Below are 12,373 nucleotides of genomic sequence, written 5' to 3'. Positions count from 1 at the left end.
GCTCCGGCTCCCCGCCGAAGTCCCGCCGTCCTGCTGTCCGTCCCGGTGGTCCGCCGGGCACGAACAAGAAGGTAGGCAGTCGTTGTCACGAGGCTGTGCGCACCAGCCTGCGGCTAGCAATCGGCTATCCGTCGGTTGTGTAACGGACGTAGGAAGCGGGTAAAGGGGCAGGCTGCTATGTCCGGGTATGGGGCTTTTATTGGGGGCTACTTGGTCACGAGCCTCCGTAACAGAGGCGCGCCCGCTGTGATCTGTCTGGGCGTCAGGTCAGCGGCAGCCGGTACAGGCCGCCCGGCAGTGGCTCCACCAGACCGTCGGTGACGAGACCGTCGAGCGCGCGGGCCCGCTGCACCGGCTCGTGCCACACCCGGTCCAGCACCGCCTGCGGCACCGGCGCGTGCGCCTCCCGCAGCACGGCCAGCAGCTTGCCGCGCACCTGCCGGTCGGTGCCGGCGTACGTCTGCCCCCGGCGCGGCGGCCCCTGGTGCTCCGGCTTGCCGGCCAGCCGCCAGGCGCACTGCGCGGCGATCGGACAGCGCCCGCAGCCCTCGTTCTTCGCCGTGCACACCAGAGCGCCCAGCTCCATGGAGGCGGCGGCCCAGCGCGCGGCCGTCGACTCCTCCTCGGGCAGCAGTTCGCGGGCGAGGCGCCGCTCGGCCGCCGTGGTCGCGTTCGGCGGGTACTGCACCCCCGTCACCGCCCGCGCCAGCACCCGTCGCACATTCGTGTCCAGCACCGGATGCCGCTGCCCGTACGCGAACGAGGCCACCGCGGCGGCCGTGTACTCGCCGATGCCGGGCAGCGCGAGCAGCTGCGCGTGCTCCGTCGGTACGTCCCCGCCGTGCCGTTCCGTTATGGCGACCGCGGCGCCGTGCAACCGCAGCGCACGGCGCGGATAGCCGAGCCGGCCCCAGGCGCGCACCGCCTCGCCGGGAGCCTCCTTCGCCAGGTCGGCGGGGCGCGGCCAGCGGGCGAGCCACTGTTCGTAGACGGGCAGCACCCGGTTCACCGGGGTCTGCTGGAGCATGAACTCGCTGACCATCACCCCCCAGGCGCCCGCCTCCGGGCGGCGCCAGGGGAGGTCGCGGGCGTGGGTGTCGAACCAGGCGATCACGGGGGCGTGGAGCTTCTCAGTCATGGCCTTCCGATCCTGCCACGCCGCGCCGGGTGGCGCGGGTGACCGCGCGGTCACCGAGCGTGCCGGGAAGTGAAGAACCGTGCCTGCCGGGCCAGTTGCCGGAATGATGATCCGGAAAAGTTGCCGCGCGTACGGCGGGTGGCGCAAGGCCGCGCGCCGATCTCTCGTAGAGTTTGGGCGTGGGATCTCTGCGCAATCCGGTCGGGCCGCTTCCCTCCTCCATCTACTGGCGTCGGAGGGCCATCCTGCTGTCGGTGGTCGCCGTGGTGGCGCTGCTGATCGCCTGGTTCGTCACCGCCGGGGGCGGGGGCGGAAAGAAGGGCACCAGCGCGTCCGGCGGCAAGAATCCCGCGAACACCATCACGCCCGGCCCGTCCGGGTCGGGCCCCGCCTACAGCCAACACCCGGGCGGGCGCGACGAGTCGGGGGGCGCGGACTCGGGGTCGGGGTCGGGTTCCGGTTCCGCTCCGGGTGACGGCGGGGGCTCAGGTTCCGATTCCGGTTCCGGCAACGGCGGTTCGGGCACCGGCGGTTCGGGTGCCGGCTCCGCCGCCGGCGGCGGGGTCGTCGCGGGCGACGCCCTCCCCGGCTCCTCCCCGCTGCCCGACTGCGCGGCCGGGGCGGTGTCGCTGAGCCTGCGGAGCCTGCACAACTCCTACTCGCCCGACCAGACGCCGACCTTCGAACTCACCGCGAAGAACGGCTCGTCCGCCGACTGCAAGGTCGACCTCGGGCCGAAGAACGCGGTGCTGACGATCACGCCCGCGGACACCGACGACGCGTTCTGGTCCTCCGCCGACTGCCCCAAGGGCGCGGGCAACCTGCCGTTCCGGGTGCCGGCCGGCAAGAGCATCACGTACACCGTGCAGTGGGACCGCCGCCCGAGCGCCGCCCACTGCGCGACGCCGTCCGGCGGTCCGGCGAAGGCGGGCACGTATCTGCTGGAGGCCAAGACCCCGGGCTACGGAAAGCTGACGGCGTCGTTCGTGCTGTCGGCGGACTAGGGTCTTCCGTTCGGACCAGGCCCCGCGAGCCCGGCGCGATCCAGACGAGAGGCCCTAGACGTACCGCTCCAGGATCGAGGACTCGGCCAGGCGGGACAGGCCCTCGCGGACGCTCCTCGCTCGCGCCTCGCCCACGCCGTCCACCGTCTGGAGGTCGTCCACGCTCGCGGCCAGCAACTTCTGGAGCCCGCCGAAGTGTTCGACCAGCCGGTCGATGATCGCGCCGGGCAGCCGCGGCACCTTGGCCAGCAGCCGGAAGCCCCGCGGGGACACCGCGGAGTCGAGCGTCTCGGGCGAACCGGTGTAGCCCAGCGCCCGCGCCACCGTGCCGACTTCGATCAGCTCCGCCTGGGTGAGCGCGTCCAGCTCGGCCAGGGCCTGCTCCACCGTGCGGGAACGCTTCGCCGTCGGCTCGGGCACGTAGTCCCGCACCACCAGCTCCCGGTCCGGCTCGACCCCCGCGATCAACTCCTCCAGCTGGAGGGCGAGGAGGCGGCCGTCGGTGCCCAGCTCCACCACGTACTCGGCGATCTCGGTGGCGATCCGCCGGACCATCTCCAGGCGCTGCGCGACGGCGGACACGTCCCGCACCGTCACCAGGTCCTCGATCTCCAGCGCCGACAGCGTGCCCGCCACCTCGTCCAGGCGCAGCTTGTACCGCTCCAGCGTGGCCAGCGCCTGGTTCGCGCGGGAGAGGATCGCCGCGGAGTCCTCCAGGACGCGGCGCTGACCGTCGACGTAGAGCGCGATCAGCCGCATCGACTGGGAGACCGAGACCACCGGGAAGCCGACCTGCTTGCTCACCCGGTCCGCCGTGCGGTGCCGGGTGCCCGTCTCCTCCGTGGGGATCGTCGGGTCCGGGACCAGCTGGACGCCCGCGCGCAGGATCTTCGACAGGTCCGACGACAGCACGATGCCGCCGTCCAGCTTGCACAGCTCCCGCAGCCGGGTCGCGGTGAACTCCACGTCCAGCACGAACCCGCCCGTGCACATCGCCTCTACGGTCTTGTCGGAGCCGAGCACGATCAGTCCGCCGGTGTTGCCGCGCAGCACGCGCTCCAGGCCGTCCCGCATGGCCGTACCGGGTGCCACGGCGCTCAGCGAGGCGCGCATCAGGCGATCGGAACCGGCACTCCCACCGGACTTTCCGGGAGCTGCTGCCCGGTCGTTGGCTGCCACTGCACTCCTCCGGTCGCAGGTTCTGACGCGCTCCCGTACCCGCACGCGGTTCGTACGGACGGGCGAGACCTGGGCAAAGTCTACCGGCGGTCCTCCGCCTCCCGTGGGGCCTCTCGGCGACGGGAGCGGGGCAGGACCCGCAGCGCATCTCCCATGTCGGCGACTTCCAGCACCTTCATCCCCGGCGGGATCTTCCCCGGATCGCCCGGCACCAGGGCATGCGTGAAGCCCAGCCGGTGCGCCTCGGCGAGTCTGCGCTGCACGCCCGTGACCCGCCTCACCTCGCCCGCCAGGCCCACCTCGCCGATGGCGACCAGGTTCTTCGGCAGCGGGGTGTCGCTCGCCGCGGAGGCCAGCGCGAGGGCGATCGCCAGGTCGGCGGCCGGCTCGGACAGCTTCACCCCGCCGACCGTCGCCGAGTAGATGTCCCGCTTGCCGAGCGCGCTGATCCGGCCGCGCTGTTCGAGCACGGCCAGCATCATCGACACCCGGGAGGTCTCCAGGCCGGACGTCGTGCGCCTGGGGGAGGGGATCTGGGAGTCGACGGTCAGCGCCTGCACCTCCGCGACCAGCGGGCGGCGGCCCTCCAGGGTCACGGTCAGACAGGTGCCCGGCACCGGTTCGTCGCGCCGGGTGAGGAAGAGGCCGCTGGGGTCGGCGAGGCCGGTGATGCCCTCGTCGTGCAGCTCGAAGCAGCCGACCTCGTCGGTGGCGCCGTACCGGTTCTTCACACCGCGCACCAGGCGCAGCCGGGCGTGCCGGTCGCCCTCGAAGTGCAGCACGACGTCCACCAGGTGCTCCAGGAGGCGGGGGCCCGCGATGGCGCCGTCCTTGGTGACGTGGCCCACCAGCAGCGTGGACATGCCGCGCTCCTTGGACGCGCGGATCAGCGCCCCGGCCACCTCGCGCACCTGGGCCATGCCGCCGGGCGCCCCCTCGATCTCCGGGGAGGCGACGGTCTGCACCGAGTCGAGGATCAGCAGGGACGGCTTGACCTCGTCCAAGTGACCGAGGACCGCGGACAGGTCGGTCTCCGCGGCCAGATACAGATGGTCGTGCAGGGCGCCGATGCGGTCGGCGCGCAGCCGCACCTGGCTCGCCGACTCCTCGCCCGTGACATAGAGGGTGCGGTGCTCCTCGCTCGCCGCCTTGGCCGCGACGTCCAGCAGCAGGGTGGACTTGCCGACGCCCGGCTCGCCCGCGAGCAGCACCACCGCGCCCGGCACCAGCCCGCCGCCGAGCACCCGGTCCAGCTCGGGCACGCCGGTGGGGCGGGCGGTGGCCTGCCTGCCGTCGACCTGGCCGATGGGCAGCGCGGAGTTCACGACCCGGCCGGGCGCCGTGGTGCGCACGGCGGGCGCGCCGTACTCCTCGACCGTGCCCCACGCCTGGCACTCGGGGCAGCGGCCGAGCCACTTGGCCGTCTGCCAGCCGCACTCGGTGCAGCGGTAGGACGGGCGGTCCTTGGTGGTCTTGGTACGGGCAGCCATGCGGAAACCGTAGCCCGCGGCACTGACAGTGGGACGGGTGACCGCCATGTGGGTGGACCCGTACCGGTCACCGGCCGTCCCTATTCAGCCGTGTGACAAAGGGTTCCTGTCCCCTTATGAGGGATCGTTTCACCCGTACGGATTAAAACAGCTCAAGGCTCCGGAAGGGACGCTCCGCCGCGGCCTACGGTCGCACGGGTGATGAGCAGCAGCCCGGAGACCACCACCCGCACCACCGGCGCGTACCGGGCGCACGGCCGGGCGCGAAAGGCGCGCGAGACGCGTGAACCCGGCGACCGTGCGCAGGCGCCCGAGCCGCGCGAGACGCACGAGGCGGACGACGCTCGTGACGCTCATGGGGCGCCCGATGTCCGCAGGGCCCGTGAGGCGCGCGACCGGGCCGCCGCGCGCTCCATCGCCCGCCGCGCGTCGGCGTGCCACGAGCCGTACCTGGACGGCCTGTTCACCTACTGCCTGTCCATCCTGTGCGACCACGACGCGGCCACCGCCGCCCTGGGCGACGCCCTCGCGCTGGCCGAGCGGCGCGCGCACCGCGTCCCCGCCGCCGACGGCGAGCGCAGGGCCTGGCTGTACGCGCTGGCCCGCTGGTCGTGCCTGCGCAAGCTGGCCGAGGCCAAACAGAGGCGGCAGGCCGCGCACGCGGCGGGCCGCACCGGCAGGCCGGCCGGACAGGAGCCGACCGGGCCCGCCCTCCCCGCGCCGCTCCAGGAACAGCGGCGCCGGGAACTGGCCCTGCTCGCCTGGCCGGAGGCGGCCGGCACCACCCCCGAGCAGCGCGAGGCCCTGGAACTCGCCGTCCGCCACCACCTCACCGCCGGCGAGGTCGCCGCCGTCCTCGGCATGGCACCGGCCGCCGCCCGCGATCTGCTGGCCGCGGCCGCCTGCGAGGTCGAGCGCACCCGCACCGCACTCGCCGTGGTGGAGACCGGAGGCTGCCCGAGCGTCGCGCACCTCACCGGGGACAACCGGCTGATCCTCTCCACGGCGCTGCGCCGCGAACTGGTCCGGCACGTCGACGACTGCCCGCGCTGCCGCCGCACCGCCGAGCACGCGGCCCCCGGCCGCTGGCCCGGCACCACGGTCACCCCCGCCGAGCTGCCGGTCCTGGAGGCGCCCCGCGCGGCCCTCGCCGCGCTCTCCCGGTCGCGGGTCGCGGCCGCCCCCCGCTTCGACCGCCGCGGCTTCCCGATGGACCCGAAGGACCGCGCGGCCCGCCGCGACCGGTTGCGCGCCCGCGCGGTGACGACGACGGTGGTCGCCACGGTGGTGGCGGCACCCGTGCTCGCCCTGTGGGCCGCCTACCGGGGCGCGCCGGCCGGAGAGGGCGACGGCCACCACGGCACCACCCGCGAGGCCCAGGGGCCCGACACGTTCGGGGGCGGCGGCACGGGCGGCTACGAGAACGCGGGCAGCGCGCGCGTGAAGCGTCCGGGCGAGGACGGCAAGCCGGACGTCTCGGTGGAGGTGCGCGGCGTCTCCGGAACCGGCGCGGACGCCGCCGGCGGTCTGACGGTGACCGCGGCGAACGACGGCGACACCACCCTGATCACCCTGACGGCCACCGGCTCGTCCGCCCTGCGCTGGTCGGCGACCACGGGAGCGTCCTGGCTCTATCTGAGCCGGTCCTCGGGCACCCTCGACCCCGGCACCTCCGTGACGGTGAAGGCCTACGTCGACCACCTCCGCGAGCCCTCGGGCCCCTGGCGCGCCCAGGTGGCCGTCTCCCCGGCCGGCGCGGTGGTCACCATCACCGGCTACGGCACGGCCCCGAGCCGCCACCCCGTACCGCCCTCGCCCACCCCGGCCCCGAGCATCCCCACCGCACCCCCGCCCACCACCCCGGCCTCCCCGCCCACGGAACCCACGCCCCCACCGCCCTCCGACACCCCCACCCCCACACCTCCGCCGCCGACCCCCACCGAGACGCCTAGCCCGTCGGAGACGTAGGAAGCCACGCCGGCGCGTCGCAGGTGCGGGGTCAGCGGGCGGTCAACGGCTCGGGGCCTGCCGGAACGGCGGCCGCGTGCCCGCGGGCACCGGCCGGCCACACGCCGAGCCATGTCGAAAACCCCTCGGCGCCCGCCCGGACCGTGCGTGGTCGGGCGGGCGCCGAGGGGTTCTCCGGGCCGCGGCGGGAAGCCCCGGCGCGAAGCCCGGGCGCAGGCGGCGGCGAGCGGCTACGGTGCCGGGTCCGCCGGGTGCGGGGCCACGACCGGGAGCGCCGACGCCAGGCGCTGCTCGCACAGTTCGACCAGGCGGTCGTACCCCGCCTTGCCCATCAGCTCCGTGAGTTCGGCGCGGTAGGAGACGTACACCGGCTCGCCCGCCCCGTGCGCCGAGGTCGCCGACGTGCACCACCAGTGCAGGTCGTGGCCGCCGGGACCCCAGCCCCTGCGGTCGTACTCCCCGATGGACACCTGGAGCACCCGCGTGTCGTCCGGCCGGTCGATCCACTCGTAGGTCCGCCGGATCGGCAGCTGCCAGCACACGTCCGGCTTGGTCTCCAGCGGTTCCCGTCCCTCCTTCAGCGCCAGGATGTGCAGCGAGCAGCCCGCGCCGCCCGCGAACCCCGGCCGGTTCTGGAAGATGCAGGACCCCTGGAAGGGCCGCGTCTGCCGGGACCCCTCCTCGTCCTCCGACACCCAGCCGCCGCGCACGCCCTCGTCGTGGTGCTGCCAGATGTCCGGCGTGAGCCGGGCCACGTGCTCGGCGACCCGCTTCTCGTCGTCCTCGTCGGAGAAGTGCGCGCCCAGCGAGCAGCAGCCGTCGTCCGCGCGGCCCGCCTGGATGCCCTGGCAGCCGCTGCCGAAGATGCAGTTCCAGCGCGAGGTCAGCCAGGTCAGATCGCAGCGGAAGACCTGCTCGTCGTCCGCCGGATCGGGAAACTCCACCCACGCGCGCGCGAAGTCGAGCCCCTTCTCGTCGCTCACCTTCGACCCCTTGGAAGCTTTGGCAGCCTTGCGTACCTTGTCCGCCTTTTCGGCTTTTGCCGACTTCGCCTTTTTCGTCTTTGGCACCCGTCCAGGGTAAGTGCCCCGCCCCCGGACCGGGGACCGAGGAGCCGCGTTCTGGCAGTAGCGTTCCGTACATGAGACTCGGTGTCCTGGACGTGGGTTCGAACACGGTGCATCTGCTGGTGGTGGACGCCCACCCCGGCGCGCGCCCGCTGCCCGCCCATTCGCACAAGGCCGACCTTCGGCTCGCCCAGCTCCTCGACGACGGCGGCGCCATCGGGGACGCCGGCATCGAGAAGCTCGTCGACGTCGTACGCGACGCCCTCCAGGCCGCCGAGGACAAGGGCGTCGAGGACCTGCTGCCGTTCGCGACCTCCGCCGTCCGCGAGGCGAGCAACGCCGACGAGGTCCTCGCCCGGGTCGCCGACGAGACCGGCGTACGACTCCAGGTCCTCTCCGGTGCCGAGGAGGCCCGCCTCACCTTCCTCGCGGTGCGCCGCTGGTTCGGCTGGTCCGCCGGGAAGCTGCTGGTCCTGGACATCGGCGGCGGCTCCCTGGAGATCGCCTTCGGCATCGACGAGGAGCCGGACGCCGCCGCCTCCCTCCCGCTCGGCGCCGGCCGGCTCACCGCCGGCTGGCTGCCCGGCGACCCGCCCGCCCCGGACGACGTGCGCGCCCTGCGCCGCCACGTCCGCGCGGAGATCGCCCGCACGGTCGGCGAGTTCGCCCGCTTCGGCGCCCCCGACCACGTCGTCGCCACCTCCAAGACCTTCAAACAGCTGGCCCGCATCGCCGGCGCCGCCCGCAGCGCCGAGGGCCTCTACGTGCAGCGCGAACTCAAGCGCGAGTCCCTGGAGGCATGGGTCCCGCGCCTGTCGGCCATGACCATCGACCAGCGCGCCGAACTGCCCGGCGTCTCCGCCGGCAGGGCGGCCCAGCTCCTCGCCGGCGCCCTGGTGGCCGAGGGCGCGATGGACCTCTTCGGCGTGGAGAGCCTGGAGATATGCCCGTGGGCGCTGCGCGAGGGCGTCATCCTGCGGCGCCTCGACCACATGGGCACGGCCTGAAAACGCGCCCCATGGCAAACCTCACAACGGCGAACCGGCACCCGGCACCCGCCCCACCGGACCCTTTAAGGTGACGGACGTGGCTGAACCAAGGGACGTGCCCGTCGCGCTGTCGACAGCCTCCGTGTATCCGGAGTCCACGGCGACGGCCTTCGAGATCGCCGCGCGGCTGGGATACGACGGCGTCGAGGTCATGGTGTGGACCGACCCGGTCAGCCAGGACATCGAGGCGCTGCGCCGGCTGTCGGACTACCACGGCATCCCGGTCCTGGCCGTCCACGCGCCCTGTCTGCTGATCACCCAGCGGGTGTGGTCCACGGACCCCTGGACCAAGCTGCGCCGGGCGCGGGCCGCCGCCGAGAAACTGGGCGCCTCCACCGTCGTCGTACACCCCCCGTTCCGCTGGCAGCGGCAGTACGCCCGCGACTTCGTCGCCGGGATCTGGCGGATGGCGGACGAGACCGACGTGCGGTTCGCCGTCGAGAACATGTACCCCTGGCGCTACCGCGACCGCGAGATGCTCGCCTACGCCCCCGCCTGGGACGTCACCGGCGACGACTACCGGCACTTCACGATCGACCTCAGCCACACGGCGACGGCCCGCACCGACGCCCTGGCGATGGTCGACCGCATGGGCGACCGGCTCGGACACGTGCACCTCGCCGACGGGCGTGGCTCGGCCAAGGACGAGCACCTGGTGCCGGGCCGCGGCACCCAGCCCTGCGCCGAACTGCTGGAACACCTGACCGTCTCCGGGTTCGACGGCCACATCGTCATCGAGGTCAACACCCGGCGGGCGATGTCGAGCGCCGAGCGCGAGGCCGACCTCGCCGAGGCCCTGGCCTTCACCCGCAAGCACCTGGCCGCCGCCGTCCGCCTCCCCCGGCGATGACCGGCCCCGCCGACGCGCCCGGCCCCGCCGCCCGCCGCCGCGGCCGGCCCCCGCGCACCGACTCCGCGGGCACCCGCGACCGCATCCTCGCGGCGGCCCGCGAGGAGTTCTCCGCGCACGGCTACGACCGGACGTCCGTGCGCCGGATCGCCCGCGCGGCCGGCGTGGACCCCGCGCTGGTCCACCACTACTTCGGCACCAAGGAACAGGTCTTCGCGGCGGCCGTGGAGGTCGCCTTCGCCCCCGCCCTGGGCGCCCCGGACACCCTGGCCGAGGGCCCGCCGGAGGCGGTGGGGGAGCGGCTGGCCCGCTTCATGTTCGGCGTCTGGGAGAACCCGGCGACCCGGGCACCGCTGCTGGCGATCCTCCGCTCCGCCCTCACCGACGACACCGCCGCCGCCGTCTTCCGCCGCCTGGTCGCCGAGCAGCTGACCCACCGCGTCGCCGCCCGCCTGCGGCTGCCGGACGCCGAACTGCGCGCCCAGCTGGCCGCCGCCCAGCTGGTGGGCGCGATCGTGCTGCGGTACGTGATCAGGCTGGAACCGCTGGCCTCGGCCGACCCGGAGCAGCTCGTCGCACAGGTGGCACCCGTCGTGCAGCGGCACCTCACGCACCCCTGACACCACCCGGGGTGAAACGCTCGTCCCGTATCGCGGACAACCGTGTCCATCCCTTGGAGCGGCGGCGTAGTCTCGGAGAAAGCCAGAACTGTCCATCGAGGAGCGAGCGACGATGCCCGAGCTGAGGTCCCGCACAGTCACCCACGGCCGCAACATGGCGGGCGCCCGCGCCCTTATGCGCGCCTCCGGTGTACCCGGCGCGGACATCGGCCGTAAGCCGATCATCGCGGTCGCGAACTCCTTCACCGAGTTCGTGCCCGGCCACACCCACCTCCAGCCGGTCGGCCGCATCGTCAGCGAGGCGATCACCGAGGCGGGCGGCATCCCGCGCGAGTTCAACACCATCGCCGTGGACGACGGCATCGCCATGGGCCACGGCGGCATGCTCTACTCGCTGCCCTCCCGCGACCTGATCGCGGACTCGGTGGAGTACATGGTGGAGGCCCACTGCGCCGACGCCCTGGTCTGCATCTCCAACTGCGACAAGATCACCCCGGGCATGCTGATGGCCGCCCTGCGCCTGAACATCCCGACGGTCTTCGTCTCCGGCGGACCCATGGAGGCCGGCCGCGCCACCCTGGTCGACGGCACCGTCCGCTCCCTCGACCTGATCGACGCCATCTCCGAGGCCGCCAACGACAAGGTCTCCGACGCCGACATCCTGCGCATCGAGGAGAACGCCTGCCCGACCTGCGGCAGCTGTTCCGGCATGTTCACCGCCAACTCGATGAACTGCCTCACCGAGGCCATCGGCCTCTCCCTGCCGGGCAACGGCTCGGTCCTCGCCACCCACACCGCGCGCAAGCGGCTCTACGTCGACGCGGCCCGCACGGTCATGGACCTCACCCGCCGCTACTACGAGCAGGACGACGCCACCGTCCTGCCGCGCAACATCGCCACCTTCCAGGCCTTCGAGAACGCCATGGCCCTGGACATCGCGATGGGCGGCTCCACCAACACGATCCTGCACCTGCTGGCCGCCGCCCAGGAGGCGGGCGTCCCCTTCGGCCTGGAGCAGATCGACGCCGTCTCCCGCCGCGTCCCCTGCCTCGCCAAGGTCGCCCCCAACGTCGCCAAGAACCGCACGTACTACATGGAGGACGTGCACCGCGCCGGCGGCATCCCCGCCCTGCTCGGCGAGCTGCACCGGGCCGGCCTGCTCAACGAGGACGTGCACGCCGTGCACAGCCCGTCCCTCGCCGACTGGCTCAAGACCTGGGACGTGCGCGGCGGCTCCCCGTCCCCCGAGGCCGTCGAGCTGTGGCACGCGGCCCCCGGCTGCGTCCGCTCCGCCGAGGCCTTCTCCCAGTCCGAGCGCTGGGAGACCCTGGACGACGACGCCGAGGGCGGCTGCATCCGCTCCGTCGAGCACGCCTACTCCAAGGACGGCGGCCTCGCGGTCCTGCGGGGCAACCTGGCCGTCGACGGCTGCGTGGTCAAGACGGCCGGCGTCGACGAGTCGATCTGGACCTTCGAGGGCCCGGCCGTGGTCTGCGAGTCCCAGGAGGAGGCCGTCCAGCGCATCCTCACCCAGGAGGTCAAGGAGGGCGACGTCGTCGTCATCCGCTACGAGGGCCCCAAGGGCGGCCCCGGCATGCAGGAGATGCTGTACCCGACGTCGTACCTGAAGGGCCGCGGCCTCGGCAAGAGCTGCGCGCTGATCACCGACGGCCGCTTCTCGGGCGGCACTTCCGGCCTCTCCATCGGCCACGCCTCCCCGGAGGCGGCCTCCGGCGGCACCATCGCCCTCGTCCGGGACGGCGACCGCATCCGCATCGACATCCCGAACCGGTCGATCGAACTGCTGGTGGACGACGCCGAACTGGCCCGCCGCACCGAGGAGCTGAACGGCACCTACGCCCCGAAGAACCGCGAGCGCAAGGTCTCCGCCGCCCTGCGCGCCTACGCCGCGATGGCGACCAGCGCCGACAAGGGCGCCGTGCGCGACGTGAGCAAGCTCGGCTGATCCCCGCGACAGCCGGAAGGGGCCGCCTCCCCCGGGGGAGCG

The 12,373-nt window shown here is 73.6% G+C and carries 10 protein-coding genes; 6 read left to right on the top strand and 4 right to left on the bottom strand.

The window, feature by feature from the left end; all coding sequences use genetic code 11:
• Positions 1-262 precede the first annotated feature (262 nt).
• Positions 263-1,138 (bottom strand): A/G-specific adenine glycosylase, encoded by an 876-nt coding sequence (locus HZZ00_RS34540; protein ID WP_180329987.1) that lies wholly within the window; start codon positions 1,136-1,138, stop codon positions 263-265.
• A 179-nt stretch (positions 1,139-1,317) separates the two neighbouring features.
• On the opposite strand from HZZ00_RS34540, the gene HZZ00_RS34535 reads away from it, so the two are divergent.
• Positions 1,318-2,142 carry a hypothetical protein gene (locus HZZ00_RS34535; RefSeq protein WP_180329986.1) on the top strand — a complete coding sequence of 275 codons (825 nt, stop codon included), beginning with the start codon at positions 1,318-1,320 and terminating at the stop codon, positions 2,140-2,142.
• 54 nt (positions 2,143-2,196) lie between these two features.
• Here HZZ00_RS34535 and disA read toward each other — a convergent pair whose 3' ends face one another.
• Together disA and radA are read right to left on the bottom strand one after the other, a co-directional pair.
• A complete protein-coding gene (gene disA, locus HZZ00_RS34530; RefSeq protein WP_180329985.1) occupies positions 2,197-3,321 on the bottom strand; it encodes a DNA integrity scanning diadenylate cyclase DisA in 1,125 nt (374 codons plus the stop codon).
• Positions 3,322-3,401: 80 nt separating this feature from the next.
• Complete coding sequence (gene radA, locus HZZ00_RS34525) at positions 3,402-4,811, bottom strand: DNA repair protein RadA (protein WP_180329984.1); 1,410 nt, start codon at positions 4,809-4,811, stop codon at positions 3,402-3,404.
• A 201-nt stretch (positions 4,812-5,012) separates the two neighbouring features.
• Between radA and HZZ00_RS34520 the strand changes: the two genes are divergently transcribed.
• Positions 5,013-6,779 (top strand): hypothetical protein, encoded by a 1,767-nt coding sequence (locus tag HZZ00_RS34520; RefSeq protein ID WP_257585522.1) that lies wholly within the window; start codon positions 5,013-5,015, stop codon positions 6,777-6,779.
• Between the two features lie 230 nt (positions 6,780-7,009).
• Here HZZ00_RS34520 and HZZ00_RS34515 read toward each other — a convergent pair whose 3' ends face one another.
• Complete coding sequence (locus HZZ00_RS34515; RefSeq protein WP_070022501.1) at positions 7,010-7,849, bottom strand: hypothetical protein; 840 nt, start codon at positions 7,847-7,849, stop codon at positions 7,010-7,012.
• A gap of 71 nt (positions 7,850-7,920) precedes the next feature.
• On the opposite strand from HZZ00_RS34515, the gene HZZ00_RS34510 reads away from it, so the two are divergent.
• The 4 genes from HZZ00_RS34510 (at position 7,921) to ilvD (ending at position 12,331) form a co-directional block, all read left to right on the top strand.
• Positions 7,921-8,853, top strand: coding sequence for a Ppx/GppA phosphatase family protein (locus HZZ00_RS34510; protein ID WP_180329983.1), 933 nt, complete (start codon positions 7,921-7,923; stop codon positions 8,851-8,853).
• Positions 8,854-8,932: 79 nt separating this feature from the next.
• Positions 8,933-9,745 carry a sugar phosphate isomerase/epimerase gene (locus HZZ00_RS34505; protein WP_180329982.1) on the top strand — a complete coding sequence of 271 codons (813 nt, stop codon included), beginning with the start codon at positions 8,933-8,935 and terminating at the stop codon, positions 9,743-9,745.
• On the top strand, positions 9,742-10,365 hold the full coding sequence (locus HZZ00_RS34500) for a TetR family transcriptional regulator (protein ID WP_180329981.1): 624 nt from the start codon (positions 9,742-9,744) through the stop codon (positions 10,363-10,365). Before HZZ00_RS34505 ends, HZZ00_RS34500 begins: the two co-directional genes overlap by 4 nt.
• A gap of 112 nt (positions 10,366-10,477) precedes the next feature.
• Positions 10,478-12,331 carry a dihydroxy-acid dehydratase gene (gene ilvD / locus HZZ00_RS34495; protein WP_180329980.1) on the top strand — a complete coding sequence of 618 codons (1,854 nt, stop codon included), beginning with the start codon at positions 10,478-10,480 and terminating at the stop codon, positions 12,329-12,331.
• The last annotated feature ends 42 nt before the right edge of the window (positions 12,332-12,373 follow it).

This window comes from Streptomyces sp. NEAU-sy36, from assembly GCF_013423905.1.
GTDB lineage: Bacteria > Actinomycetota > Actinomycetes > Streptomycetales > Streptomycetaceae > Streptomyces > Streptomyces misionensis.
This window is presented reverse-complemented; position numbering and strand designations above follow the sequence as displayed.

What these genes read in the sequence shown, in the direction of transcription:
- HZZ00_RS34510 (WP_180329983.1), top strand. Translation starts at nt 7,921, where the DNA reads ATGAGACTCGGTGTCCTGGACGTGGGTTCGAACACGGTGCATCTGCTG.
- HZZ00_RS34520 (WP_257585522.1), top strand. Translation starts at nt 5,013, where the DNA reads ATGAGCAGCAGCCCGGAGACCACCACCCGCACCACCGGCGCGTACCGG.
- ilvD (WP_180329980.1), top strand. Translation starts at nt 10,478, where the DNA reads ATGCCCGAGCTGAGGTCCCGCACAGTCACCCACGGCCGCAACATGGCG.
- HZZ00_RS34500 (WP_180329981.1), top strand. Translation starts at nt 9,742, where the DNA reads ATGACCGGCCCCGCCGACGCGCCCGGCCCCGCCGCCCGCCGCCGCGGC.
- HZZ00_RS34540 (WP_180329987.1), bottom strand. Translation starts at nt 1,138, where the DNA reads ATGACTGAGAAGCTCCACGCCCCCGTGATCGCCTGGTTCGACACCCAC.
- radA (WP_180329984.1), bottom strand. Translation starts at nt 4,811, where the DNA reads ATGGCTGCCCGTACCAAGACCACCAAGGACCGCCCGTCCTACCGCTGC.